At 47.3% G+C, this 25,036-nt stretch carries 25 protein-coding genes; all 25 read right to left on the minus strand.

What is annotated here, in order from left to right; all coding sequences use genetic code 11:
* Nucleotides 1-3: 3 nt before the first annotated feature.
* The 25 genes from flgC to smc all read right to left on the minus strand — a co-directional run bounded on the left by flgC (nucleotide 4) and on the right by smc (nucleotide 24,987).
* Entirely contained in the window at nucleotides 4-456 is a 453-nt protein-coding gene (gene flgC / locus H2R00_RS06425) for a flagellar basal body rod protein FlgC (protein ID WP_009328519.1), read from the minus strand.
* On the minus strand, nucleotides 456-845 hold the full coding sequence (flgB, locus tag H2R00_RS06430) for a flagellar basal body rod protein FlgB (RefSeq protein ID WP_025804533.1): 390 nt from the start codon (nucleotides 843-845) through the stop codon (nucleotides 456-458). The genes flgC and flgB overlap by 1 nt, the downstream gene beginning before the upstream one ends.
* 351 nt (nucleotides 846-1,196) lie before the next feature.
* Complete coding sequence (codY, locus tag H2R00_RS06435; protein WP_003181756.1) at nucleotides 1,197-1,976, minus strand: GTP-sensing pleiotropic transcriptional regulator CodY; 780 nt, start codon at nucleotides 1,974-1,976, stop codon at nucleotides 1,197-1,199.
* A gap of 38 nt (nucleotides 1,977-2,014) precedes the next feature.
* On the minus strand, nucleotides 2,015-3,418 hold the full coding sequence (gene hslU, locus H2R00_RS06440; RefSeq protein ID WP_154999499.1) for an ATP-dependent protease ATPase subunit HslU: 1,404 nt from the start codon (nucleotides 3,416-3,418) through the stop codon (nucleotides 2,015-2,017).
* A 16-nt stretch (nucleotides 3,419-3,434) separates the two neighbouring features.
* The gene (gene hslV, locus H2R00_RS06445; RefSeq protein WP_043928298.1) at nucleotides 3,435-3,980 is read right to left on the minus strand and encodes an ATP-dependent protease subunit HslV; all 546 of its coding nucleotides are present in this window, start codon (nucleotides 3,978-3,980) and stop codon (nucleotides 3,435-3,437) included.
* Nucleotides 3,981-3,994: 14 nt separating this feature from the next.
* Nucleotides 3,995-4,909 (minus strand): tyrosine recombinase XerC, encoded by a 915-nt coding sequence (gene xerC, locus H2R00_RS06450; protein WP_182071033.1) that lies wholly within the window; start codon nucleotides 4,907-4,909, stop codon nucleotides 3,995-3,997.
* A 66-nt stretch (nucleotides 4,910-4,975) separates the two neighbouring features.
* Nucleotides 4,976-6,280, minus strand: a complete 1,305-nt coding sequence (trmFO, locus tag H2R00_RS06455; protein ID WP_182070691.1) for an FADH(2)-oxidizing methylenetetrahydrofolate--tRNA-(uracil(54)-C(5))-methyltransferase TrmFO — start codon at nucleotides 6,278-6,280, stop codon at nucleotides 4,976-4,978.
* A gap of 75 nt (nucleotides 6,281-6,355) precedes the next feature.
* Complete coding sequence (gene topA / locus H2R00_RS06460; RefSeq protein ID WP_154999502.1) at nucleotides 6,356-8,431, minus strand: type I DNA topoisomerase; 2,076 nt, start codon at nucleotides 8,429-8,431, stop codon at nucleotides 6,356-6,358.
* A gap of 204 nt (nucleotides 8,432-8,635) precedes the next feature.
* On the minus strand, nucleotides 8,636-9,538 hold the full coding sequence (gene dprA, locus H2R00_RS06465) for a DNA-processing protein DprA (protein WP_154999503.1): 903 nt from the start codon (nucleotides 9,536-9,538) through the stop codon (nucleotides 8,636-8,638).
* A gap of 112 nt (nucleotides 9,539-9,650) precedes the next feature.
* Entirely contained in the window at nucleotides 9,651-10,553 is a 903-nt protein-coding gene (gene sucD / locus H2R00_RS06470) for a succinate--CoA ligase subunit alpha (protein WP_009328521.1), read from the minus strand.
* Nucleotides 10,554-10,571: 18 nt separating this feature from the next.
* On the minus strand, nucleotides 10,572-11,732 hold the full coding sequence (gene sucC, locus H2R00_RS06475) for an ADP-forming succinate--CoA ligase subunit beta (RefSeq protein ID WP_154999504.1): 1,161 nt from the start codon (nucleotides 11,730-11,732) through the stop codon (nucleotides 10,572-10,574).
* 175 nt (nucleotides 11,733-11,907) lie between these two features.
* Nucleotides 11,908-12,192, minus strand: coding sequence for a FlhB-like flagellar biosynthesis protein (locus tag H2R00_RS06480; protein ID WP_025811381.1), 285 nt, complete (start codon nucleotides 12,190-12,192; stop codon nucleotides 11,908-11,910).
* Nucleotides 12,189-13,883, minus strand: coding sequence for a hypothetical protein (locus tag H2R00_RS06485; protein WP_154999508.1), 1,695 nt, complete (start codon nucleotides 13,881-13,883; stop codon nucleotides 12,189-12,191). Before H2R00_RS06485 ends, H2R00_RS06480 begins: the two co-directional genes overlap by 4 nt.
* Nucleotides 13,884-13,907: 24 nt before the next feature.
* Nucleotides 13,908-14,675, minus strand: a complete 768-nt coding sequence (locus H2R00_RS06490; protein ID WP_043925929.1) for a ribonuclease HII — start codon at nucleotides 14,673-14,675, stop codon at nucleotides 13,908-13,910.
* Nucleotides 14,676-14,752: 77 nt separating this feature from the next.
* Complete coding sequence (ylqF, locus tag H2R00_RS06495; RefSeq protein WP_154999505.1) at nucleotides 14,753-15,604, minus strand: ribosome biogenesis GTPase YlqF; 852 nt, start codon at nucleotides 15,602-15,604, stop codon at nucleotides 14,753-14,755.
* A 114-nt stretch (nucleotides 15,605-15,718) separates the two neighbouring features.
* Nucleotides 15,719-16,066, minus strand: a complete 348-nt coding sequence (rplS, locus tag H2R00_RS06500; RefSeq protein WP_003181728.1) for a 50S ribosomal protein L19 — start codon at nucleotides 16,064-16,066, stop codon at nucleotides 15,719-15,721.
* Between the two features lie 138 nt (nucleotides 16,067-16,204).
* Nucleotides 16,205-16,936, minus strand: a complete 732-nt coding sequence (gene trmD, locus H2R00_RS06505) for a tRNA (guanosine(37)-N1)-methyltransferase TrmD (RefSeq protein WP_182070692.1) — start codon at nucleotides 16,934-16,936, stop codon at nucleotides 16,205-16,207.
* Complete coding sequence (gene rimM, locus H2R00_RS06510; protein ID WP_154999507.1) at nucleotides 16,933-17,457, minus strand: ribosome maturation factor RimM; 525 nt, start codon at nucleotides 17,455-17,457, stop codon at nucleotides 16,933-16,935. Before rimM ends, trmD begins: the two co-directional genes overlap by 4 nt.
* A gap of 4 nt (nucleotides 17,458-17,461) precedes the next feature.
* Nucleotides 17,462-17,848, minus strand: coding sequence for a YlqD family protein (locus H2R00_RS06515; protein ID WP_003181722.1), 387 nt, complete (start codon nucleotides 17,846-17,848; stop codon nucleotides 17,462-17,464).
* Nucleotides 17,849-17,985: 137 nt separating this feature from the next.
* Entirely contained in the window at nucleotides 17,986-18,231 is a 246-nt protein-coding gene (locus tag H2R00_RS06520; protein ID WP_043925934.1) for a KH domain-containing protein, read from the minus strand.
* On the minus strand, nucleotides 18,231-18,503 hold the full coding sequence (rpsP, locus tag H2R00_RS06525; protein WP_006638197.1) for a 30S ribosomal protein S16: 273 nt from the start codon (nucleotides 18,501-18,503) through the stop codon (nucleotides 18,231-18,233). Before rpsP ends, H2R00_RS06520 begins: the two co-directional genes overlap by 1 nt.
* Before the next feature lie 107 nt (nucleotides 18,504-18,610).
* Nucleotides 18,611-19,951, minus strand: coding sequence for a signal recognition particle protein (gene ffh, locus H2R00_RS06530; protein WP_182070693.1), 1,341 nt, complete (start codon nucleotides 19,949-19,951; stop codon nucleotides 18,611-18,613).
* Between the two features lie 15 nt (nucleotides 19,952-19,966).
* The gene (locus tag H2R00_RS06535) at nucleotides 19,967-20,290 is read right to left on the minus strand and encodes a putative DNA-binding protein (protein ID WP_043925936.1); all 324 of its coding nucleotides are present in this window, start codon (nucleotides 20,288-20,290) and stop codon (nucleotides 19,967-19,969) included.
* A gap of 133 nt (nucleotides 20,291-20,423) precedes the next feature.
* Nucleotides 20,424-21,410, minus strand: a complete 987-nt coding sequence (gene ftsY, locus H2R00_RS06540) for a signal recognition particle-docking protein FtsY (protein WP_065644117.1) — start codon at nucleotides 21,408-21,410, stop codon at nucleotides 20,424-20,426.
* Nucleotides 21,411-21,426: 16 nt separating this feature from the next.
* Nucleotides 21,427-24,987 (minus strand): chromosome segregation protein SMC, encoded by a 3,561-nt coding sequence (smc, locus tag H2R00_RS06545; RefSeq protein ID WP_182070694.1) that lies wholly within the window; start codon nucleotides 24,985-24,987, stop codon nucleotides 21,427-21,429.
* Nucleotides 24,988-25,036 lie beyond the last annotated feature (49 nt).

Below are 25,036 nucleotides of genomic sequence, written 5' to 3' on the forward strand. Positions count from 1 at the left end.
ACCCTACTTTCCGATTTCTAATGCTTTCATCAGCATTCCTTTTGTCGCGTTCATTGCTGTGACATTCGCTTCATATGACCTTGTGCTGCTCATTAAATCGACCATCTCTTTTAGCGGATCGACATTCGGCATCTGCACATATCCGTCTTCGTTTGCGTCGGGATGTGTCGGATCATAAACGAGTTTAAACGGTGTTTTGTCTTCGCTGATCTTGGTCACCTTTACCCCTTCGCCGACTCTTGCCGATGCATTCATCGATGATTGGAGAACGGATGAAAAGGATTCGCCTTTCGGGGCCGTCGATACAAGCTTTCTTCTATACGGCTGCCACTGACCGTCGACCAGCTTCGCTCTCGTCGTATCCATGTTTGCCAAGTTGGAAGAAACGGTATCCATTCTGACTCTCTGTGCAGTCAACGCTGAAGCTGAAATGTTGATGCTGTTGAATACCCCCATTATTTACCTCCTGTAATCGCGGTCCTTAGTGAGTTGAATTTGCCGCTTATTCTTTCAACCAGCGCTTGATACTGGATTTGATTTTTCGCCATTTCACTCATTTCCTGATCAACGTCCACGTTGTTCCCGTTTTCTTGATAAGTTGTATTCTTTCTCGACACAACTGAATAATTTGACTCATTCCCTTTGAAGTCAATGTGTCTATAGTCTGTTTTTATGGCATTAATCCGGGAGGACTCCTCATTCAGCACATTTTTAAAGGATACTTTTTTCGCCTTGTAGTTCGGTGTATCTACATTGGCCAGATTATTTGTTATGACTTTTTGCTTAATGTTCGCTTGATTCAAGGCTCCCTCTAGTCTATGTATTGTTCCTGAAAATATATCCATCGCCAAATACCTCCAATCTTTTTCCATCTGTCTTAAAATCTTGTCGAGAATTGTAAAAACCATAAGCCTATTGTAAGGAATAATAGGCTTAAAGTCTATGATCTGGAAGCAAAAAAAACTCGTAAGAAATATCTATTTTGCGAATAGGTCTTTTGGCCTAGATTATAAGAACTATGTAATGTTACGTGTGTTAAAGTTTCGGAACATTATGTTAGTATATCTTTTATTCAAGTAACGCATTGATTTAGCACCGCATTCTATTTATTTTCGCTATAAAAAAATTACGATAATATAGTTTAAAACATGAAATAAAAAAAGCCGCAGAACGGCATGTTCTGCGGCTTTCACCTTTTAATGAGACTTTAGTTTTTCTAATTCCATCAAAAATTTGTTGTTCAGCACTTTAATGTATGTGCCTTTCATCCCTAATGACCTTGATTCAATGACACCGGCGCTTTCAAGTTTACGCAATGCATTGACAATGACCGAGCGGGTGATGCCGACGCGGTCTGCAATTTTACTTGCGACAAGCAGGCCTTCATTTCCGTCAAGCTCTTCAAAAATATGTTCAATTGCTTCAAGCTCGCTGTAAGATAATGAACTGATCGCCATTTGGACAACCGCTTTGCTGCGTGCTTCCTCTTCGATCTCTTCAGCTTTTTCTCTGAGAATTTCCATTCCTACGACCGTGGCGCCATATTCAGCAAGGATCAGATCGTCATCCTCGAACTTCTCCTGAAGGCGGGACAGAATCAAGGTGCCGAGTCTTTCGCCTCCTCCGATGATCGGAACGACTGTGGTCAGACCCGCTTGGAACAAATCGCGGTTTTCCACAGGGAAAGCCGTGTATTCGCTGTTAATGTCAAGGTTAGATGAAGTTTCCGGAATGTTGAAAAGACTTTTTGTATAGTCTTCAGGAAACTGGCGCTCTTCAAGCATTTTTTTCATCCGGTCATTTTCGATCTGCTGGTTGATCGAGAAACCGAGAAGTTTTCCTCTGCGGCTGACGACGAAAATGTTCGAATCAATCACATCGCGAAGCGTTTCGGCCATTTCTTTAAAATTAACCGGCTTTCCTGCCGCATTTTGCAGCATTGCATTAATCTTTCTTGTTTTTTGTAATAAAGCCATAATAAATTGATCCTCCTAAATTACTCTTATTTAATTGTTTATAAAATAAACTGGCTTAAATCCTTATTCTTAGCGATCGAACCGAGCTTTTCTTCAACATATTGAGGCGTGATGACAACTTCCTCCATCATCACATCCGGAGCCTCGAATGACAGTTCTTCCAAAAGACGTTCCAAAATGGTGTGAAGCCTTCTCGCCCCGATATTGTCTGTGTCCTGGTTCACATGATAAGCCACTTCTGCAATCTTACGAATAGCATCGTCAGAAAATTCAAGAGATATACCTTCCGTCTTCAATAAAGCTTTATACTGCTTTAGAAGAGCGTTGTCAGGCTCAGTTAAGATTTTCACAAAGTCATCGATGCTCAGCTTTTGAAGCTCAACACGGATCGGAAAGCGTCCCTGCAGCTCCGGAATTAGATCTGAAGGCTTCGCCATGTGGAATGCACCTGCAGCAATGAACAGCACGTGGTCCGTTTTGACCGCACCGTACTTCGTCATGACGGTAGAGCCTTCTACAATCGGAAGAATATCGCGCTGCACGCCCTCTCTTGAGACGTCCGCCGATGAAGAAGCACCGCTCTTTTTAGCGATTTTGTCGATCTCATCGATAAAGATGATTCCCGACTGTTCGGCTCTCAGGACAGCTTCCTGGGCAGCTTCATCCATATCGATGAGCTTTGCCGCTTCTTCATTTGTCAGCACTTTTCGCGCTTCCCTGACGGTAAGCTTGCGGCGCTTTTTCTTTTTCGGCATCAGGCTGCTGAGCGCATCCTGCATGTTCATGCCCATCTGTTCCATACCCGAGCCTTGGAGCATATCAAACATGGACGGCTGCTGCTCCTCCACCTCAACGGTGACATAATGGTCTTCAAGTTCGCCGAGAGCAAGCTGATGTGCAATCCGCTTCCGGTTGTTTTCGATATCCGTGTCTTCATGCTTTTCCGCTTCATTGGTCTCTTGATCCTGATTTCCTCCAAACAGCATTTCAAAAGGATTTTTCGCACCCGTCTGTTTTTTTCTTCCCGGTACAAGCAGGCGGACGAGGCGTTTATTTGCGTTTTCTTCGGCGATGCCTTTCACTTCGTTCATTTTTTCCTCTTTGACCAGGCGGATTGACGTTTCCACAAGATCTCTGACCATCGATTCAACATCTCTGCCCACATAACCGACTTCTGTGAACTTCGTCGCTTCGATTTTGACGAACGGAGCGCCGACGAGCTTCGCGATTCGTCTTGCAATCTCGGTTTTTCCCACACCTGTCGGGCCCATCATCAATATGTTTTTCGGAACGATTTCTTCGCGCAATTTTTCATCAAGAAGACTTCTTCTGTAGCGGTTCCTCAATGCCACGGCGACCGCTTTTTTCGCATCGAGCTGGCCGACGATGTATTGATCAAGTCTTTCGACGATCTGCCTAGGAGTCAGCGGCTTTTTTTCCATATGCCTCATATCCTTTCTATTCAAGTTCTTCTACAATGATCTGATCGTTCGTATACACACAGATTTCGCCCGCGGTTTCAAGTGAGGCCCTCGCAATCGCTTTCGCGTCGAGCTGGCCGCCTGCATGGCGTTTCAGCGCCCTTCCGGCTGCCAGGGCGTAGTTTCCACCTGAGCCGATCGCCAAAATGCCGTCGTCAGGTTCTATCACTTCGCCTGTTCCGGAAACGAGCAGCATGCTGTCAGCATTCATGACGATCAGCATCGCCTCAAGCTTTCTGAGGACTTTATCGCTTCGCCACTCTTTTGCAAGCTCGACTGCCGCCCGCTGCAAATTGCCGTTGTACTCTTCAAGCTTCGCTTCAAACATTTCAAAGAGCGTGAAAGCGTCCGCAACAGAACCGGCAAAGCCGGCAATGACTTTTCCGTTGAAGAGCTTTCTTACCTTTCTAGCGGTATGCTTCATGACGACAGCCTGACCGAACGTAACCTGGCCGTCTCCCGCCATCGCGCTTTTTCCGTTGTGCTGGACGGCAAATATCGTCGTTGCGTGAAAAGATGACATAAAAGAACCTCCCTTTATTTCCCTTTATGTGCCCGAGGGTGATGAGACATATATGTCTTTCTGAGCATATCTTTAGATACATGCGTATACACCTGGGTTGAAGAAAGATTTGAATGCCCAAGCAGTTCCTGAACGCTCCTGAGATCCGCACCCTCATTTAACAAATGGGTGGCAAAAGTATGGCGGAGCATATGCGGATGTATATGTAATGTACCCGAAGTCTTCTTGACCAGTTCTCCCAAAATGTAACGAACCCCCCTCGGGGTTAAGGGCCCGCCCCTTTGATTCAAAAAAATAAAAGGGCAGGGCTCTTTCGCTTTTAACAGAAGGATGCGTCTTCCATTTTGCAAATACAGATCCAAAGCCTCCCGGGCGAATGAACCAAATGGAATATACCTTTGCTTCCTGCCTTTCCCGTAGACCAAAACCGTATCTAAAAACAGATCCAAATCAGATTCCTTCAGGCTGCAAAGTTCGCTTACCCGCATGCCTGTCGCGTAAAGAAGTTCCAGGAGCGCCTGATTTCTTTGGCCGAGCGGTGTACTCAAGTCCGAAACCTCAAACAGTTCTTCAAGTTCCTTTTCATATAAAAACTTCGGAATTCGCTTATCCTGTTTCGGAAGACTGACAAGCAGAAACGGGTTTTCATTTACCATCTTTTCCCTTAATAAAAATTTATAGAAGCTTCGCAGAGCCGAAATTTTCTTGCTGATCGTCCTGCGAGTGAGCCCTTTTTCATGCGCTTCCGTCAAGAAAATCCTCACATCCGGATAAGTCACGTCTTCAAAACCCTTTATGCCCTGAACTTGTAAAAAGCGTTCAAAGTCTTCAATGGAAGAAATGTAACCCACAATTGTATATTGTGAATAATTCTTTTCTATTTGTAAATATTCAATGAATAAAGTTAAAAAATTCTTAACATTTGCCATCATTACACCTCTTCGAAAAGGGCTTTTAAATGTTATCACATAACAAGTTCATCTGGCAATGAATAACTATAGCGTTTTCGAAATATTTTGAATTGTCTCCAATGCGCGCGAAGCATACTGTTCATTTCGTTCCTGCTTGTTTTTAATTTTAACACCCAATTCCTTGAACAGGCCGAAGTTTGCATTCATCGGCTGGAAGTTTTTCTTGTTTGTTTCCGTGATGTAATGGGCCATGCTGCCGATCGCTGTGTCATTTGAAAAAGTGACTGGTTCTTTTCCCTGGATGAGCCGAGCCGCATTTATACCAGCCACAAGACCTGAAGCCGCTGATTCAACATACCCTTCAACACCTGTCATTTGACCGGCGAAAAACAGATCGTCCCGTTTTTTAAACTGGTAGGTCGCTTTTAAAAGACTAGGCGAGTTGATGAACGTATTTCTGTGCATCACGCCGTAGCGGACGATTTCAGCTTGTTCCAGTCCCGGAATGAGGCGGAGCACTTCCTTTTGATCACCCCATTTGAGGTGGGTCTGAAAACCGACGATATTATAAAGCGTGCCGGCTGCATCATCTTGGCGCAGCTGTACAACAGCGTATGGGCGCTTCCCTGTTTTGGGATCTTCAAGTCCGACTGGCTTCATCGGGCCAAACAGCATTGTTTTTTTTCCGCGCTTCGCCATAACTTCAATCGGCATACAGCCTTCAAAGAAGATTTCCTTTTCAAATTCTTTCAATGGAACGGTTTCCGCAGACACGAGGGCGTCATAAAACCTGTCAAACTCTTCTTCTGTCATCGGACAGTTCAAATACGCTGCCTCCCCTTTGTCATAGCGGGATTTCAAATAGACTTTATCCATGTCAAGGCTGTCTTTCTCAACAATCGGCGCAGCGGCGTCATAAAAGTACAGATAGTCTTCGCCTGTCAGCTCCCGGAGCTTTGCGGAAAGCGCTTCTGATGTCAGCGGTCCTGTCGCAATGATTGTCGGCCCTTCCGGTATTTCCGTGACTTCTTCATTGAGCACAGTCACATTCGGATGATTCTTTACTTTTTCGGTAACGTTTGCGGCAAATTCATGCCTGTCTACGGCAAGCGCACCGCCGGCAGGAACAGAACATTCGTCAGCAGCAGCGATGATGGCCGAGTCAAGAACCCGCATTTCTTCCTTTAATACACCGACAGCATTCGTTAATGAATTCGCCCGAAGCGAGTTGCTGCAAACAAGTTCTGCAAATTTATCTGTATGGTGTGCCGGCGTTTGCTTGACAGGCCTCATTTCGTATAAACGGACATTGATACCGCGCTTGGCAAGCTGCCATGCCGCTTCACTTCCGGCAAGTCCTGCACCGATGACATTTACTGTTTGATTCATATTCACATCTCCTAATTTATGAGTTGACTTATTCTTTTAACACAACAAAGAAGGTGAGCAAAGCCCTGCTCACCGCTACTTTTGTTGTTCTTCCTTATAATCGCAATTAACGCACTGCACTTGAACGCCTTTTTTGAGCTTTTTCTCCACAAGCATGTCCTCACATTTCGGACATTTCCGTTCAAGCGGTTTATCCCATGATACGAATTCGCATTCAGGATAGCGGTCACAGCCGTAAAAAATGCGGCGTTTTTTTGATTTGCGCTCGACGATGTTGCCGGTTTTGCATGAAGGGCATTTGACGCCGATCTCTTTTACAATCGGCTTGGTGTTGCGGCAGTCCGGAAAATTGGAGCAGGCCATAAACTTGCCGTAGCGGCCCATTTTATAGACCATCGGATGGCTGCACAATTCGCAGTCAACACCCGCATACTCCGGTTCGATTTCCACTTCCTGCATCTCGGCTTCCGCCTTTTCAACGCGTTTTTCAAAGTCCTTGTAAAAGGAATCGATGATCTGTACCCATTGAATGTTCCCGTCTTCAACATCATCAAGCTCTTTCTCCATTTTGGCAGTGAACTCAACGTTAATGATCTCAGGGAAGAACTCCATGATCAATTCAAGCACGATTTCACCGAGCTCAGTCGGGGTAAAGCGTTTGTTATCAAGGGCAACATACCCGCGCTTTTGAATTGTGTCAAGCGTCGGTGCGTATGTGGACGGACGGCCGATTCCGAGCTCTTCAAGCGTTTTGACCAGCCTTGCTTCCGTATAGCGCGGAGGCGGCTGTGTGAAGTGCTGTTCGGGCTCGATATCTTTTGAAAGAACGGTATCGCCTTCAGCGAGAGCTGGCAGCATCTTATTCTTCTCTTCCATCTGATCGTCTTTGCCTTCAACGTACACTTTCATGAAGCCTGAAAACTTGACTTTACTGCCGTTTGCACGAAATGTCAACCCGTTGTTTTCAAGATCGACGCTCATCGTATCCAGTGTCGCCGGTGCCATTTGGCTTGCGACAAAGCGCTCCCAGATCAGCTTGTATAGCCGAAGCTGGTCTCTTCCCAATACGGCCTTAAGATCGGAAGGTTTTCTGAGCACCGAGGTCGGCCTGATCGCTTCGTGGGCATCCTGGGCGTTTTCATTCTTTTTGGCAGGCTTTCGTTTGCTCCCCAAAAATTCTTTTCCGTACTGTTCGCCGATGAATGATGCCGCTTCTTCTTGAGCTGTATTCGAGATACGGGTTGAATCCGTTCTCATATAAGTGATTAACCCGACCGTTCCTTCTTTGCCGAGATCGATTCCTTCATAAAGCTGCTGGGCGATCATCATCGTTTTCTTTGCCCGGAAATTTAATTTGCGCGCCGCTTCCTGCTGAAGCGTCGACGTCGTAAACGGGAGCGCAGGGTTCCGCTTCCGTTCTTTTTTCGTTACCTTTTTGACCTCAAATTTGTTCCCTTTAATCTGGGAGAGGATTTGCTTCACATCATCTTCGCTTTTCAGCTGGTGCTTTTCGCCGTTGATTCCGAAAAAGCTCGCTTCAAACGTTTCTTTACCTTTGAGAAAAGACCCTTCAATGGTCCAATATTCTTCCGGTTTAAAATCGTTGATTTCTTTTTCCCGGTCAATGATAAGACGGAGGGCAACAGATTGGACACGTCCAGCACTCAAGCCTTTTTTTACTTTTTTCCATAAAATCGGACTGATTTTGTACCCTACTAGGCGGTCCAGAATTCTTCTCGCCTGCTGGGCGTCGACAAGATCCATATTGATCATGCGCGGATGCTTAAATGAATCTTTAATCGCATCTTTTGTAATTTCATTAAATACGACGCGGCAGTCGGAATTCAGATCCAAATCAAGGCTGTGTGCCAAGTGCCACGCAATCGCTTCCCCTTCCCTGTCGGGGTCGGCTGCGAGATAGACTTTTTTTGCCTTTTTGGCGGCCGTTTTTAATTCTTTCAACACGGGGCCTTTCCCGCGGATCGTAATGTATTTTGGTTCAAAGTTCTGCTCGATGTCAACGCCCATCTGGCTTTTCGGCAAGTCTCTGACATGCCCCATCGAAGCTTTCACTTTATATTTTTTTCCTAAGTATCGCTCAATCGTTTTTGCCTTTGCAGGCGATTCCACGATGACTAAGTATTCGGACATAACATTATCCCCCTCAAGAGGTGTTCTCTCTCTTTTCAATTTAGCCTTTTTATTGTATTCAGCATAATCGTCGTTTATATAGTTATTATTTTTACGAAAAGTGTTTGATTTAATCCTTCTATATGTTGAACGCCGATTAAAGCGTTTAAACTTGAAATCCTCACTATTATTAAATATTACAATACGGTTTGTCAAACGATAATTCTAAACAGGCTCCGTATATTGAGCGTGTGAAGGCGGAAGTTCGCTCAAAATATCTTCAATATTCAATACGAGTTTCGCCCCTTCCTGGATCAGCCTCGAAGGACCGAAAGAGTTGGCGTCAAAGATCGGACCCGGCACGGCGAACACCTCCCGCCCCTGCTCAAGGGCTTGGTATGCGGTGATGAGCGATCCGCTTTTTTCCTTTCCCTGGACGACAACGATTCCTTCCGTTAATCCGCTGATCAGCCGATTTCGCATCGGAAAGTGCCATTTTTGAGGTTTAATGTCAGGAGGATGCTCTGATACCAGCAGGTGGCTTTCGGCCATTTGACCGGCGAGCTGGCGGTGTTCACGGGGATATATGCTGTTGAATCCGCCCGCGATGACGCCGATTGTCCTTCCCTTTGAACGGATGCTCTCCTGATGGGCGAGACCGTCAATTCCTTTTGCAAGGCCGCTGACGACCGTCCAGCTTTTTTTGCAAAGCTCCCTGACAAGATGGACCGCTGCTCTTTTTCCGTATAATGACGGGCTGCGGGTTCCGACGATTCCGATCAGTCTTTGTTCATGGAGAAGTTTTTCGTTTCCTTTTAAAAAAAGGACGGGAGGCGGGTCATGAATGGTTTTCAGGCTGGCTGGATAGTCGGGGGAAGATATGGCGGTCATGCGGACACCGTCCGCCTCGTAAGAACGGATAAGCCGTTTAACGTTAGACAGTTCTTGTTCCGCCAGTTTTCGTATGGAGCACAAGTCTGATCTTTTTAATGAAAGTTTCGTTAAAAGATGGTTTTTTTCGCCCGTAAGAGACAAGGAAGGGTCCTGCTTCCACCACTTGGTCAGCAGAGAAGGGGAGAGTGTGCCGCGAAGGCGGAGCAATATCAAAAGCTCGCTGCTGTCGTTCATTCAAAAACCTCCAAAAATTTTTAAAACAAGACAATCTGAAATTACTAAACGATATAATCAGTTATGAAAAAGCAGGAATAGACCAATCGGACTATTCCCGCTCAAGTTAACATCAGTGTGTTTTACACGTTTCGTAAAGGCCTTTTTCCTTCAGCACTTTAATCAATGTTTCTCCCATGACAGAAGGCGTTTCAGCCACTTCGATTCCGCAGGCATTCATCGTTTTGATCTTTTCGTCCGCCGTGCCTTTTCCTCCGGAAATGATGGCGCCGGCATGCCCCATGCGCTTGCCTGGAGGCGCTGTTTTTCCTCCGATGAAACCGACGACAGGTTTGGTCATGTTGGCTTTCACCCATTCAGCCGCTTCCTCTTCAGCTGTTCCGCCGATTTCGCCGATCATGATCACCGCATGTGTATCAGGATCTTCATTAAAAGCCTTCAGCACATCGATGAAGTTTGTGCCGTTGACAGGGTCTCCGCCGATGCCCACTGCAGTCGACTGGCCGACTCCTGCTTCGGAAAGCTGATGAACCGCTTCATATGTAAGGGTTCCTGAACGTGACACAACGCCGACATGGCCTTTTTTATGGATATATCCGGGCATGATCCCGATTTTGCATTCCTCAGGCGTAATGACTCCCGGACAGTTCGGACCGATGAGCCTTGTTTTCTTGCCTTCCATATACCTTTTCACTTTTACCATATCCAGCACCGGAATGTGCTCAGTGATACAGATGACAAGATCAAGCTCAGCATCTGTCGCTTCCATAATCGCATCGGCCGCAAAAGCCGCAGGAACGTAAATGACAGACGCATTTGCCCCGGTCTGCTTTACAGCCTCTTCGACCGTGTTGAACACAGGCACCCCTTCGACCTCTGTTCCGCCTTTGCCCGGTGTGACTCCGCCGACAATTTTCGTTCCGTATTCAAGCATCTGCTTTGTGTGAAACAAAGCGGTTGAACCCGTTATCCCCTGAACAATGACTTTTGTGTCTTTATTAATAAATACACTCATTTTGGTCCCCTGCCTTTCTTACTTCACTAAGGATACGATTTTCTGCGCGCCGTCAGCCATTGATTCCGCAGACGTAATATTGAGTCCTGAATCATCGAGGATCTTCTTGCCGAGATCGACATTGGTGCCTTCAAGGCGAACGACAAGCGGCAATGTCAGACCGACCTGTTTCGTCGCTTCAACAACGCCTTCTGCAATGATGTCGCATTTCATGATGCCGCCGAAAATATTGACAAAGATCCCTTTGACATTTTGATCAGACAAAATGATCTTGAACGCTTCCGTTACCTTCTCAGCTGTCGCGCCGCCTCCAACGTCAAGGAAGTTGGCCGGTTCACCTCCGTAGTGCTTGATAATGTCCATGGTCGACATCGCAAGCCCCGCTCCGTTGACCATGCAGCCGATGTTTCCATCGAGCGAAATATAGCTTAAATCATACTTGGAGGCTTCGATTTCCTTCGGATCTTCTTCATCGAGATCTCTGTACTCCAAGATGTCTTTTTGTCTGTATAGCGCATTGCTGTCAAAGTTCAGCTTGGCGTCAAGGGCCATGACTTTTCCGTCCCCTGTGACGACGAGCGGATTGATTTCAGCAATGGAACAGTCTTTTTCAGTAAACGCCTTGTACAGCCCCATCATAAACTTAACGGCTTGGCCGACAAGCTCTTTCGGGATATTGATGGCGAAGGCGATTTTTCTCGCCTGGTAACTCTGCAGTCCGACAGCCGGATCGATCACTTCTTTGACGATTTTTTCCGGTGTTTTTTCAGCGACTTCTTCAATTTCCGTGCCGCCTTCTTCAGAAGCCATCAGCACGATGCGTGAAGTCGCCCTGTCGAGAACTAGACCGACATAGTATTCTTTTTTGATATCGCAGCCTTCTTCAATAAGTAAGCGTTTTATTTGTTGGCCGTCGGGACCTGTCTGGTGAGTGACAAGCGTCTTCCCTAACAATTCTTCCGCATAGGCTTTGACTTCTTCTTTTGATTTTGCAATTTTAACCCCGCCAGCTTTACCGCGTCCGCCGGCGTGAATTTGAGCTTTCACGACATAAACCGAGCTGGACAGCGCTTCCGCTGCTTTGACCGCTTCATCTGCTGTAAATGCCACTTTACCTTCCGGAACAGCCACTCCGTATTTTCTGAGTACTTCTTTCCCTTGGTACTCATGGATATTCATTTCCCATCCTCCTAACTTATGTAGCAAAAATAAAAATAGACTGCGCTTTCATTTTATATAATCATAGATCGATTGTCTAGGTTTCGATGAGAAATCGTAAAATCCTTCTAAACATTCACACTTTTATTTTATTAAAAATATAAAATTAATAGAGGAAACGGCTTTTTTTCAAAAGTCATTCCCTCTTTTTCATTTTTTCATCAAGCGTATAGACGAATGAAAAGATTTCGGCGACGATTTCGTAGAGCGCTTCAGGAATGTGATCGTCAAGCTCCAAGTGGCGCATTAATTCGACAAGCGTCGCATCTTCCTGAATCGGTACACCGGCTTTTTGCGCCTCTTCAATGATCTTCTCCGCCGTGTATCCCGATCCTTTGGCAACTACCTTCGGCGCCTTATCTTTCATTTCATCGTAGTGAAGCGCAACAGCTCTTCTTAATGGAACAGATTCTTCCTTCATATTTTCACATCCACTGCGCTCTCTGTAATTTGTTCAAAACGGGCGTCCAAAAAAGGAGCAAGCTTCATGTTTTCCCGTTTTTTTGCTGTGACACCTGACAAGCTGTAGCCCAGTTCTTTCAGGTTTTCCTTTAAAGCCGGGACCAACGGTTCAATCAAAGGCTCCAAATCGAACCCAGTTTCAATCGTAACCGTCATGACGTTTTGCTGGATCAAACAATCGATCACCGTCTCTTCCAAGGCCTCCAATTGAAGATAAAACATGAGACGGCACTGGGAAGGGTCGATTTTTCCGTCGTCTTTTTTCTGCCCTTTTAAGAAAACGGTCAAATCCTGGACGCCGTTCTTTGAAAACAGAGGGTACGACAGAAAAAGCTGGCTTTGGGCAGGCTGGTCATTCTGCAAAAACAGCTGTCCGTTTAAACGGTGAAAGATCTGGTCCGCTTCCTGTTTTACAGGAGCCGGAAGATCTGAAGCATGCCTCATTTCATTCAGCACGAGCTTTAAAGATTGAAGGCCCTGCTCTTTGAGAACGGCGCCGTTTTCCATCGCTCTCAACAATGAGAGTTCATCTCTGACGCCTAAAACGTCTTTGATCTTGAGGAGGACGGATAATACATCGGCTTTATTCGTCAATGCAGGCGCTGTTTCTTTCATGATATGCTGCAATAGTTCCGTCTCTTTTGGCGTGAATCCTTCCAGAATGGCCGGAGCTTGTCCGAAAGACCCCCGCGAATCAAGCGCTCTGATGACGCCCGCCGCTTCTCTTGCAATCTGCGTCCCGTTCGTTTCGGCTTGTGCTGCCAATTTAGCGAACAGGTCTTTAGCTGCCGCGATTTCTGCGATTTGCGGTTTCTGCTGAACGGCTTTTGCTTCTTGTCCTTGGGCGTCAGCGTCTGCTTTTTGCAGAGGTTTTCCGCCTTCTGACTGAACCTGCGGCTTTAATGGCTGAACAGCCTGCAGTTCTCCTTTTTCCAGCGATCTGACGTGTTCCGCAAGCTTTTGAATCAACCTTTCGGCATGCACCTCGGTCTCCGCTTGTAAAACAGGCAAAAGCGCCTGTTTCAGCTTTTCCATGCCTGCGGATGGCTGAGCGGCGTTCGTGATCATCTCAAACGTTTTGGCAATCTGCTCGTTGAGCGGAACGGGGTTTTTGACGGCTAAAATCGAATCGAGCACGCCGGGATGGACTGGAAGTTCGCGTTTAAGAGCGAACATGACCGCATCGGCGCCTTTCTGGGCATCAGACTTCGGCAGATTTTCAAGCCACTTGATGGCGGCTCTTAAATCGTTCTCCCTGATCGGCTGCTGCTCCTTCAGCAACGCACCGACCAGAAAGACAGCTTCCTTCGTCCGCTTCAGAGAAAGCCCGTTCAACAGCTTAAAGGCGGCATCCTGCACTGTCTTCGGGTTTTTATCAAACGCTTCAACGACCTGAAGGCGGCCTGTCGCTTCATCCGGCTTCTTTTCATACGAAAACCAGTAGTGAGCGCCCGCTTTCAGGGGTGCCTCTAGCTTCCCCTGCCATTTCGTATTGCCGATTTGTATTTCGGCAAACTGCTCGCTGATAAAGCGGAGCACCTTGCCGAGCATCAGCCTTTTCTGATCCGTCTCCGTTCCGCTGATCCGCTGGAGAGAATCCGCTTGTTCAAATTGTTTTCTTAAGCTGTTATGTACATCGTTCAGCATCATCAAAGTCATTCTTCCTCCGGAACGTTATTCATGTGCTTTAACAGGGGCGAACGATCTTCGGTGTATCGGCGACGGGCCGTATTTGGCAAGGGCATTCAGATGCTCCTTTGTTCCGTAGCCTTTATGCTTTTCAAACCCGTAGAGAGGATACTTTTCAGCGTATTCATCCATCAGCCTGTCCCTCGTCACTTTTGCGATGCATGCGCCTGCTGCTATCGAGGCGCTTTTGGCATCCCCTTTAATGATCGATGACTGCTCTGTATCGACTGCAAGCGACATGGCGTCGATAAGAAGATAATCCGGTGCGACGTCCAGCGCTTGGACCGCTTTCAGCATCGCCGCTTTCGAGGCTTCATAAATATTCAGCTCATCGATCTCATGGGCGTCCGCGATCCCGACGCCGACTGCTGCGGCTTCTTCCATTATGTATGAATAATAGTCTTCTCTTTTTTGCTTTGACAGTTTTTTCGAATCTGTCAGCCCTAATATTTCACAGTCTTCTTTGAGGATGACAGCGGCGGCAACAACCGGCCCTGCGAGAGGCCCTCTGCCCGCCTCGTCGATTCCGGCGATATATTGATAGCCCCGCGCTCTCAGCGACCGTTCAAAAGACGTCATCACCTGCCACTCTTCCCGCATGGCCGAAAGCCTTTCATTCTTCTTCAGCCAGGCGTCAACGAGCGCTTGGACGCTTTTCCGCTCATCATTTTTGCACTGCTCTATAAAAGGGTCCTTTTCATCACTCACCGATTGAAGATGTTCTTTAATTTCTTTGACGGTTAATGTTTTCACTTTCTCTTCTCCCCTAATGTTCTTATCGGCGCATCTCCTGCAAAAATAAAGGCCCGCTCTTTTAAAAGCGCGCCTTTTTACATATCCTCCGGCTTTTCAAAAGAAAGCGGACCGAACTTTTCGGTGCGGATATCGCGGATGATGACTTCTGTCGTCTTGTCGTAATTGATCTCGCCTCCGGCCATGAGACAGCCGCGTTTTTTTCCGATCTCATCAAAAAGCGTTGCAATCTCTTCAGGAATCTCCTCTAGATCATAGCGCTTTTTTAAGCGCTCAGGGTAATTCTCTTCCAAAAAGCGCAAGCCGTAGACGGCGACATCCTGCAAGTTGATAATCGAATCTTTAATTGCGCCTGTTGCCGCAAGCCTCAGCCCGACAAGCTCGTCCTCAAACTTCGGCCATAAAATCCCCGGTGTATCGAGAAGCTCGAGCTCTTTTCCGACCTTCACCCACTGCTGTGCAGTCGTTATCCCGGGTCTGTCGCCTGTTTTGGCGATGTTTTTTTTCGCAAGCCGGTTGATTAAAGTCGATTTGCCGACGTTTGGAATGCCGACGATCAATGCTCTGATCGCGCGCGGCTTTACACCTTTTGCTTTCATTTTATCAAACTTTTCTTTCAGCAGCTCTTTTGATGCAGGAAGAATTTGATTGAGCCCCTGTCCGTTGACCGAGTTGATGGCGAGAGAAGGAATTCCGTCTTTTTCAAAGTGCTGCTTCCAAGCCTTTGTCACGGAGGAGTCCGCTTTATCCGCCTTGTTGAGCAGCATGATTCTCGGCTTGTTCTTTAAAATCTCTTCAATCATCGGGTTTCTTGAAGACATCGGAATTCTGGCGTCGACCAGTTCGTATACAATGTCGATCAGCTTGAGTTTCTCCGTTACTTCCCGCCTCGCTTTGGCCATATGCCCGGGGAACCATTGGATCACCATTTGTCTGACACCTACTTTCTGTTATTGCTATTCTTTTAATGGTGCGGTGCATTTATACTTGTTTGACAAAAAAAGAGCTTGTTATGGTTAACAAGCTCTTTTCGTTCGTTATCATTATCGTCTGATTTCTTTAATACGAGCCGCTTTTCCACGAAGTTCGCGCAGGTAATAAAGTTTCGCACGGCGTACTTTACCATGACGGACAACTTCGATTTTCGCGATTTTCGGTGTGTGCAATGGGAATGTACGCTCAACTCCGACACCGTAAGAAATCTTACGAACTGTGAAAGTTTCGCTGATCCCGCCACCACGACGCTTAATCACGACACCTTCAAAAACCTGGATACGCTCACGGTTACCCTCGACAACTTTAACGTGTACACGTAAAGTATCACCAGGACGGAACGCAGGCAAATCAGTGCGCAATTGTTCTTTTGTGATTTCTTCAATCAATTTTTGCATCGTCTTCAACTCCTTCCAACAGATGCTCTTGCGCGAGTTAACCGGCACAGCGGAACATCGTTTTCAAACTTAAACGAGCGTTCCCGTTCAAGTCACAAGTAGTATCATACCACACCTTTTTCCCGGGTGCAATAGAATCTACCGGTTTTTCCATTCAGAAATCCATTTTCGCTCTTCTTCAGATAAAGGATAGTTTTCCAGAAGGTCGGGACGCCTTAAAAAAGTGCGCCTGATAGACTCCTTCCGCCGCCATTCTTTGATTTTCGCATGGTTCCCGGATGTCAGAACGTCCGGCACCTTCAGTCCTTTATAATCTGCCGGCCGCGTGTAATGGGGATGTTCAAGAAGCCCCGTGCTGAAAGAATCTTCAAGGTGCGATTCTTCTTTGCCGAGCACGCCCGGCAAAAGCCGCACAACGCTGTCTGCGATCATCATCGCCGGAAGCTCTCCCCCTGTCAAAACGAAATCTCCGATCGAAATCTCGTCTGTAGACAGGTGCTCCCTGATCCGTTCATCATACCCTTCATAATGCCCGCAAATGAACATTAAATGTTCTTCCTGCGCCAGTTCTTCCGCCTTCTGTTGGGTATAGCGTTCCCCCTGGGGGCAGACGAGGATGATTCTCGGAGACCCTTCGGCTTCAGCCGTCAGCTTTTCGACCGCGTCAAAGACGGGCTGCGGTTTCAGCACCATTCCAGCTCCGCCGCCGTATGGATAATCGTCAACAGTTTGATGTTTGTTGTCGGAAAAGGCCCGAAAGTTCACCACGCGAAAACGGACAGCGTCCTTGTCCTGGGCTTTTTGCAGGATCGACGAGCCGAGCACGCCTTCAAACATTTCCGGAAAAAGCGTTAAAAAATCGATTTTCATTCGTCAAGTAACCCTTCCATGATATGAATCTTGATCGTTTTATCCGCCACGTTAATCTCTTTGACAACGGCGTCAATATAAGGGATGAGCGCGTCTTTCATTCCCGGTCTTGCCACGACCCAGACATCGTTGGCGCCCGGCGTTAAAATCTCTTTGACCTTGCCGATTAAATCCCCGTCTTCCGAGAAAACATCGCTGCCGATGATTTCATGAAAGTAGTATTCGTCTTCCGCCAACTGGCTTAATTGGTCTTCGGGAACTTTAATCAAGGCATTTTTTAATTTTTCGGCTTCGGTAAGCGTTTCAACCTCTTTAAACTGCAAAAGGTGGAACTGTTTGTGAAGCCTGTGGGCGCTGACGGTCACCTGGACAGGCTCGTCTTTTCCTTCCAGGAACAAGTAGAGCGTGTTTCCGGGCTTGTACCGTTCCTCAGGAAAGTCGGTTCTTGAAATGACGCGGACTTCGCCTTTTACCCCATGAGTATTAACAATTTTCCCTACATTAAACCATTGTTTCAGCATTTCTTCACCTCGGACGAATTTCAATGACGATCCCGTCTTTAATCACGATTGTTTTTCCCGCCGTCATATCATGCCAATTATCCCCGACTTCAATGTCCATTAAAGCGTCGATTTCTTTTTCCTTTACTTCGCTGCCAAGCGGCAGTGTGTGGATTTGATTGATTTGAAAAACGATCATTTTAATCTTGTCCTGGCGTTTTTCAATTTCTTTTTTAAATGACTCAGTCGCTGCCGGATTGTGGTGTTCCTTTTCGTGTTTCCTGAGCTGGAAATAGAGCTGGTTGCATTCGCGCTCAAGAATTTCCTTTCTTTCTTCAAAAGAAGCCAGCAGCTTTTTTTTGCTGTTTTCAGTCAAAACCTGCATGACGGTAACACGTTGGATAATTTGCATGGCATCATCACCTACTGTCCCGTGATTTTTCCTTTCCCTGAAATCCGGCAGCCTGGCATAAGCCGACAATCGGAATCGTTCATCTGTTTCTATTTTTCTTTCATGTTAAAAAAGGGGGAGGTTTTCACCCTCTCCCCTTAGTCTGCGATCTCAAGTTGAACTTTCTTAGAAGACTGTGCGCCTGCCGCAAATACGACAGAGCGTATCGCTCTTGCAGTGCGCCCTTTTTTGCCGATGATCTTGCCGGTATCCTCTCTGTTGACAGACAGGCGGAACATCGTCCGCTCTGGATTTTCCTCTTTGAAAACCTGAACATCATCCGGGTGATCCACAAGCGGTTTGACCAGTGATACAATCAGCTCTTCCAAGTGCAGATCACTCATTATTTGCTTTGTTTAGCGTTGTGGAATTTTTCCATAATGCCTTCTTTAGAGAACAGGTTGCGAACAGTGTCAGACGGTTTAGCTCCTGTTTGAAGCCATTTAAGAGCAAGCTCTTCGTCGATTTTGACTTCCGCTGGTTTTGCAACCGGGTTGTAAGTTCCGACTGTTTCGATGAAACGGCCGTCACGCGGTGAACGAGAATCTGCTACAACAATACGATAGAAAGGAGATTTTTTAGCTCCCATACGTTTTAAACGAATTTTTACTGCCATTTTACTAGCACCTCCGAAAATATTTCAACAAGATAGTATATTAACAATGATAAAAGTGTTTGTAAAGTGTTTTTTCTTAACAACGTTTTTATCATCTGAAAACAGGTTTACATGAAGGGCAGTTTAAACCCTTTTTTCTTGCCTTTTGTCATGTTTGTCATCTGTTTCATCATTTTTTTCATTTCTTCAAATTGCTTTAAAAGACGGTTAACTTCCTGAACGGATGTCCCGCTTCCTTTTGCAATCCGTTTGCGCCTGCTTGCATTGATGATCTCAGGCTGCTCTTTTTCCTTCCCGGTCATCGACTTGATGATGGCTTCGATATGGCTGAGCTGTTTTTCATCAACCTTAACGTTTTTTAAGCCTTTCATTTTGCCTGCGCCGGGCATCATTTGAATCAGGTCTTCAAGCGGTCCCATATTGCGGACCTGTCCGAGCTGTTCCAAAAAGTCGTCGAGCGTAAAGCTCATATTTTTCATTTTTTGCTCGAGTTCTTTCGCCTTTTCTTCGTCTACGTTGGCTTGGGCTTTCTCGATAAGGGTGAGCACATCGCCCATTCCGAGAATCCGCGAAGCCATCCGTTCGGGATGAAACGGCTCCAGCGCATCAAGCTTTTCGCCCATTCCGGCGAATTTGATCGGCGTGTTTGTCACGGCGCGGATTGACAAGGCCGCCCCGCCTCTTGTATCACCGTCAAGCTTCGTCAAGATGACACCCGTCACACCGAGCTGTTCGTTGAAGCTTTTGGCAACATTGACCGCGTCTTGACCCGTCATGGAGTCAACGACAAGGAAAATCTCTTCCGGCTGAGCTGTTTCTTTTACCTGCTCAAGCTCATCCATCAGTTCTTCATCAATGTGAAGGCGTCCCGCCGTATCGATGAGAACGTAGTCGTGATGATCTTCTTTCGCCTTTTCGATGGCCTGCTTGGTAATCTCCACCGGACTGACCTTGTCACCAAGTGAAAATACCGGCATATCGAGCTGCTTGCCGAGCGTTTCCAGCTGTTTGATCGCCGCCGGGCGGTAGATGTCTGCTGCCACGAGCAGCGGATTGCGGTTATGTTTTTTGCGAAGCAGGTTGGCAAGCTTTCCGGTCGACGTCGTTTTACCGGCCCCTTGCAGACCGACCATCATGATGACGGTCGGCGGACGCTTTGCAGCGGCAATCTTGCTTTCCTCGCCGCCCATCAGCTCCGTCAGCTCTTCTTTTACCACTTTAATGACCTGCTGTCCGGGCGTCAGGCTTTTCATAACGTCTTGTCCGACAGCTCGTTCGCTTACCTTTTTCACAAAATCTTTCACGACTTTAAAATTGACGTCCGCTTCAAGGAGCGCTAAACGGACTTCGCGCATCATGTCTTTGACGTCTTGCTCCGTTACTTTTCCTTTTCCGCGGATTTTTGAGATCGTTTGTTGCAGTCGGTCGGCTAATCCTTCGAATGCCATATTAAGTGCCGCCTCCTAATCTAATTTCTCAAGCGCATCGATCAGGGATTCCGCCTCGGGCTGACCGTCAGTCAGCTTTCTCAGCTCTTCAAAAATCTTTTTGCGCTCTTGAAATTTTTTAAACAAAAGTAGCTTTTCTTCATATTGCTCAAGCATGGCTTCCGTCCGTTTGATATTGTCATAGACCGCCTGCCTTGAGACATGATATTCTTCAGCTATTTCGCCAAGGGAGAAATCATCTAAGTAGTAAAGCGACATGTAGCTTTTTTGTTTTGATGTCAACAACGACTGATAGAAATCGAATAAGTAATTCATTCTCGTTGTTTTTTCAAGCGTCATGAGACTCTCCCCTTTGTTAAGTCAAATCCCTTTACGATACACTAGTTTACGCTGAAATATTTGATCTGTCAAGTTTTTATCTTGTCATACATGACGGCGATAAAGAAAACCCCGGCGAAGGGGTTTTCCGCGCCTATTCTTCTTTCTCGATCAGATCGGAAAACAGGCCGTATACATATGACTCTGCTTCAAACGGCTGCAGGTCATCCATTTTTTCTCCCAGTCCGACAAACTTGACCGGAATCTGCAGCTCGTGGCGGATGGCGAGGACGATGCCGCCTTTTGCCGTTCCGTCGAGCTTCGTCAGCACGATGCCAGAGACATCAGTCGCTTTGGAAAATTCGCGCGCCTGTGTCATCGCGTTCTGCCCTGTCGTCGCATCCAGTACGAGCAGCACTTCATGAGGCGCATCAGGCACTTCGCGCTGAATCACGCGCTTTACCTTTTCGAGTTCTTTCATTAAGTTCACTTTATTTTGCAGGCGGCCTGCCGTGTCGCAAAGCAGAACATCGGCGCCGCGGGCTTTCGCGGCTTGAACAGCGTCATAGATAACGGCCGCAGGATCCGAACCTTCCGCCTGTTTGACGACATGCGCGCCGACGCGCTCTCCCCACACTTCAAGCTGGTCGATCGCGCCGGCCCTGAATGTATCTCCGGCAGCAAGGACGACATTTTTGCCTTCTTTGATGAATTGATGGGCGAGCTTGCCGATCGTCGTCGTTTTGCCGACGCCGTTGACGCCGACGAATAAAATGATGTTTAAGCGGCCGTCTTCGACGCGGAGCTCTGCTGCTTCCTGCTCCCCGCCTTCATAGATTTCGACGAGCTTTTCAGAAATGACGGACTGAACCTCTTTCGGGTCCTGTATATTTCTTCGTTTGACCTCGCTCTTCAGTTCGTCAATCAGCTCCATCACCGTTGCAACGCCGACATCAGCGCTGATCAGAACCTCTTCAAGCTCTTCAAAAAAATCCTCGTCCACTTTCCGGTAGCGGGAGACAAGCTCATTGACCCGCTCCTGAAACGTATTTCTCGTTTTCGCCAGGCCTTCTTTAAATTTGCCTGAGACCGAATCGGTCTGCTGTGTGATTTTTTCTTTCAGTTTTTTAAAAAAGCTCATGTCCTGTAACCTCGCTTTATTGAACTAATTCTTTTGTTTCTTCAAGCTTGACTGAGACCAGCTTGGAAACGCCTGATTCCTGCATCGTCACGCCGTAAAGAACATCGGCTTCTTCCATGGTTCCTTTCCGGTGGGTGATGACGATAAACTGGGTTTCATGGCTGTATTTTTTCAAGTATTGGGCAAAGCGGAACACGTTCGCTTCGTCAAGCGCCGCCTCGACTTCATCCAGCACGCAGAACGGAACCGGTCTGACTTTGAGGATCGAAAACAGGAGCGCGATCGCCGTCAAGGCCCGTTCCCCGCCGGAAAGCAGGCTCAGGTTCTGCAGTTTTTTGCCCGGAGGCTGAGCGATAATATCGACGCCCGATTGGAGCAGGTCATTCGGATCTGTCAGCTTGAGCTCGGCTCTTCCGCCGCCGAACAGCGCCCGGAAGACGTCTTCGAAATGGGAACTGATCTGCGCAAATGTTTCCGCAAAACGCTTCGTCATTTCCTCATCCATTTCCTCGATAACCTTAAAGAGCGTATTTTTCGCTTCGAGCAGGTCGTCTTTCTGCTCCGAGAGGAAGAGGTAGCGTTCATTGACCCTTTCGAATTCCTCAATGCTGCCGAGGTTCACCGTTCCCAGCTCTTCGATCGCAAGCTTGATCAGCTTGACGCGCTTCCTCGCTTCTTCAGGGGAAAGCTCCAACGGATATTTTTCCCTTGCCCCTTCAAATGAAAGACCGTACTCTTCTCGCAGGAAAGAGAGCAGGTTGTCGAGTTCGACTTCCATGCGGCCGAGCTTGACTTCTTCGTCTTTTAAGAGACCGGCCATCTGCTTATACTGGCGCTTCATTTCTTTCAGTTCCAGCTCTTCGGTTTCAAGGCCTTTTTGCAGTTTCATCCGCTGCTCTCTTCTTGATGCGATAAGCTCTGCGGTTTTATTTTTGTCGTTCAGCTTCTTTTTCGCAGCTTCTTCAAGTTTTTCCTCACCGGAAGTATTGGAGGTCATCTCTGTCGTCAAGAAAGAAAGATCCTCTTCGGCCACCTTGAGCGCTTCCGCATTCTCGGCATACTCTTCTTCAAGCCTTGCTAGCTTTTCCCGTTCATTTTCACACGACTGTTCGGTTTTCGCCAGCACGACTTTCAAATCGGTCAGCTCGCTTTGCAGCGCTTCTTTCGTCGAGGTCTGCGTCTGTTTCCGCTCCGTCATGGCTTCGATTTCGGAATCGAGGCGCTTCAGCTCGCCGGCGATCGATGTGAGCTTTTCTTCAAGCTCTTTTTTACGCCTCTTCTTGTCTTCGTCTCCTTCGAGCAGAGCCGATTTTTCCTGGTCGTAGAGTTCCAAATGGCTGTTGACGTTTTTCTCGGCGATTTCGAGTTCGTACAGACGACCTTTGATTTCCTGCTGCTCGGTTCTTATGCGTTCTCCGTCCTCGCGGAGTGACTGAAGTTTGGCATCAAGCTCCTGAATCGTCAGCTTCAGGGTTTTCACTTCTTTTTCGAGCAATTCGGTTTTCTCTTCCATTTCTGCGAGGCGTTTTGTCTGGGCTTCCAGTTCCCTGTTGCGTCCCAGAAGCGAGCTGCTTTTTTTCTTAACAGCTCCTCCCGTCATTGAACCGCCCGGATTGACGACATCCCCTTCAAGGGTGACGATCCGGTACCTGTGGCCGAGCCGCTTAGCAAGGTCGTTGGCGCCTTTTAAATGCTCGGTGATCAGTACGGTGCCGAGCAGGTTTTGCACGACGGTCCGGTAGGCCGGATCAAACGAAACAAGCTCGCTGGCGATGCCGATGAACGACGGGTTTTCTTTCGCCGCCTCGATGTCTCTCGACTGGATGCGGCGCTCTTTGATGACGGAAAGCGGGAGAAAGGTCGCCCTTCCGAACGAATGCTTTTTCAAATATTGAATCGCCCGTCTTGCGGCATCTTCATCTTCTGTGACAACATGCTGGGCTGTTGCACCGAGCGCAATTTCGATCGCTGTTTCATACCGCTCGTCCGTCTTTAACAGCTCCGCAATCGCGCCGCGAATTCCCGGAAGCTCGCTCTTGGCCTTTAATACTTCTTTGACGCCTTGATAAAACCCTGAGAAGTCCTCCTGCATCGCTTCAAGCATTTCCTTTTTAGAGCGCGCCTGCTGAACGTATTGATAAGCCTGGTAAAGGGCGGATTCCTTTTTTTCGTACTGGCTTTTTTTCTGTTCGTAGCTTTTTTGCGCGTCCCTGAATGCTTGAATCTGGCTGTGAAGGCGCTCGTCCACGAGGCTGAATTCTTGTTCGGTTTTCATCTTTCGGTCGGCGATTTCCTTCCGCTCGCTTAAATATTTTTCATTGTTTTGGGCGAGCCGTTTTTGCTGTGCCGCAGATTGGGACATTTGGTCTTCAAGAAATTGAAGCTCGTTTCGGACGGAAGCCTGTTCGTTCAACAGCTCGAAGTAATCGCTTTTCAACTGTTCGATTTCTTCTTCTACATTTTCGCTGTATCCGGAGAGAGCCTGATTCTTTTCTTTCACCTGGCGGGCAAGCTCTTTTGTTTCGGTCTCGAGCTTTTCAAACACAAGCTTCTGCGCGGCGATTTTCTCTTTCAGGCTGCGCTCTTTTTCACTGCGGTGGACGATCGCTTCTTCAAGCTGGGCTCTGTTTTGCGTCGCGTTTTTTTTGCGTTCCTTCAGCACTTCTTTCCGGCCTTCAAGCTTCTCCAGTTCCTCGCTTGTCAAAAGCAGCACTTGCTGAAGCTCATCGACCGATTCGTCGAGCGCTTGAATTTTATCTCTTGCCTCTTCGATCTTGGCTTCTTTTGCCTGGATGGCCGCAGAAGATGACATTTCTTCGTCTTTCGCCTTTTCGACTTTTTGCTGAAGGGATTCCCATTTTCCGTGAAGCTCTTCGATATCATGCGCCGTTAACGCGATTTCGTTTTTTTCAAGCTCAGCCTTTTTTTCAAGGTAGTCTTTGGCGATCGATGCCTGCACTTTCAGCGGCTCCACCTGTCCCTCGAGTTCGTGGAGAATGTCTTCGACCCGGTTCAAATTGTCCTGTGTCTCAAACAGCTTGTTTTCGGCTTTTTTCTTTCTTGTTTTGTATTTTAATACGCCGGCCGCTTCTTCAAAGATGCTTCTTCGTTCTTCAGCCTTGCTGCTTAAAATCTCTTCGACTTTGCCTTGGCTGATGATGGAAAATGCTTCTTTTCCAAGCCCTGAATCCATAAAAAGATCGATGATGTCTTTCAGGCGGCACGGCTGGTTGTTGATGAGAAATTCGCTTTCTCCCGATCTGTAGACTCTTCTCGTCACACTGACTTCGTGAAAATCGATCGGCAAAAAGCGGTCGTCATTGTCAAGCGTCAGCGTCACTTCGGCAAGATTCAGCTTTTTCCGCGAGTCGCTGCCGGCAAAAATGATATCTTCCATTTTGCCGCCCCTGAGCGATTTGGCGGACTGTTCACCGAGCACCCAGCGGATCGCGTCGGTGATGTTGCTTTTTCCGCTGCCGTTCGGGCCGACGACGGCTGTCACGCCTTTTACAAAATCTACAGAAATTCGTTCTGCAAACGATTTAAATCCTATCACGTCTAAACGTTTGAGGAACATGGTGATCCTCCTTATGTATTAAAGTATTACAATTCTATCATAACCCTAT

The sequence above is a fragment of the Bacillus haynesii genome, assembly GCF_014042035.1.
Lineage (GTDB): Bacteria > Bacillota > Bacilli > Bacillales > Bacillaceae > Bacillus > Bacillus haynesii.

Bases quoted from the DNA above. Each gene is read 5' to 3' on its own strand.
- flgC (WP_009328519.1), bottom strand. From the start codon at position 456: ATGGGGGTATTCAACAGCATCAACATTTCAGCTTCAGCGTTGACTGCA.
- flgB (WP_025804533.1), bottom strand. From the start codon at position 845: ATGGATATATTTTCAGGAACAATACATAGACTAGAGGGAGCCTTGAAT.
- codY (WP_003181756.1), bottom strand. From the start codon at position 1,976: ATGGCTTTATTACAAAAAACAAGAAAGATTAATGCAATGCTGCAAAAT.
- hslU (WP_154999499.1), bottom strand. From the start codon at position 3,418: ATGGAAAAAAAGCCGCTGACTCCTAGGCAGATCGTCGAAAGACTTGAT.
- hslV (WP_043928298.1), bottom strand. From the start codon at position 3,980: ATGTCATCTTTTCACGCAACGACGATATTTGCCGTCCAGCACAACGGA.
- xerC (WP_182071033.1), bottom strand. From the start codon at position 4,909: ATGGCAAATGTTAAGAATTTTTTAACTTTATTCATTGAATATTTACAA.
- trmFO (WP_182070691.1), bottom strand. From the start codon at position 6,280: ATGAATCAAACAGTAAATGTCATCGGTGCAGGACTTGCCGGAAGTGAA.
- topA (WP_154999502.1), bottom strand. From the start codon at position 8,431: ATGTCCGAATACTTAGTCATCGTGGAATCGCCTGCAAAGGCAAAAACG.
- dprA (WP_154999503.1), bottom strand. From the start codon at position 9,538: ATGAACGACAGCAGCGAGCTTTTGATATTGCTCCGCCTTCGCGGCACA.
- sucD (WP_009328521.1), bottom strand. From the start codon at position 10,553: ATGAGTGTATTTATTAATAAAGACACAAAAGTCATTGTTCAGGGGATA.
- sucC (WP_154999504.1), bottom strand. From the start codon at position 11,732: ATGAATATCCATGAGTACCAAGGGAAAGAAGTACTCAGAAAATACGGA.
- H2R00_RS06480 (WP_025811381.1), bottom strand. From the start codon at position 12,192: ATGAAGGAAGAATCTGTTCCATTAAGAAGAGCTGTTGCGCTTCACTAC.
- H2R00_RS06485 (WP_154999508.1), bottom strand. From the start codon at position 13,883: ATGATGCTGAACGATGTACATAACAGCTTAAGAAAACAATTTGAACAA.
- ylqF (WP_154999505.1), bottom strand. From the start codon at position 15,604: ATGGTGATCCAATGGTTCCCCGGGCATATGGCCAAAGCGAGGCGGGAA.
- rplS (WP_003181728.1), bottom strand. From the start codon at position 16,066: ATGCAAAAATTGATTGAAGAAATCACAAAAGAACAATTGCGCACTGAT.
- trmD (WP_182070692.1), bottom strand. From the start codon at position 16,936: ATGAAAATCGATTTTTTAACGCTTTTTCCGGAAATGTTTGAAGGCGTG.
- rimM (WP_154999507.1), bottom strand. From the start codon at position 17,457: ATGCTGAAACAATGGTTTAATGTAGGGAAAATTGTTAATACTCATGGG.
- H2R00_RS06515 (WP_003181722.1), bottom strand. From the start codon at position 17,848: ATGCAAATTATCCAACGTGTTACCGTCATGCAGGTTTTGACTGAAAAC.
- H2R00_RS06520 (WP_043925934.1), bottom strand. From the start codon at position 18,231: ATGAGTGATCTGCACTTGGAAGAGCTGATTGTATCACTGGTCAAACCG.
- rpsP (WP_006638197.1), bottom strand. From the start codon at position 18,503: ATGGCAGTAAAAATTCGTTTAAAACGTATGGGAGCTAAAAAATCTCCT.
- ffh (WP_182070693.1), bottom strand. From the start codon at position 19,951: ATGGCATTCGAAGGATTAGCCGACCGACTGCAACAAACGATCTCAAAA.
- H2R00_RS06535 (WP_043925936.1), bottom strand. From the start codon at position 20,290: ATGACGCTTGAAAAAACAACGAGAATGAATTACTTATTCGATTTCTAT.
- ftsY (WP_065644117.1), bottom strand. From the start codon at position 21,410: ATGAGCTTTTTTAAAAAACTGAAAGAAAAAATCACACAGCAGACCGAT.
- smc (WP_182070694.1), bottom strand. From the start codon at position 24,987: ATGTTCCTCAAACGTTTAGACGTGATAGGATTTAAATCGTTTGCAGAA.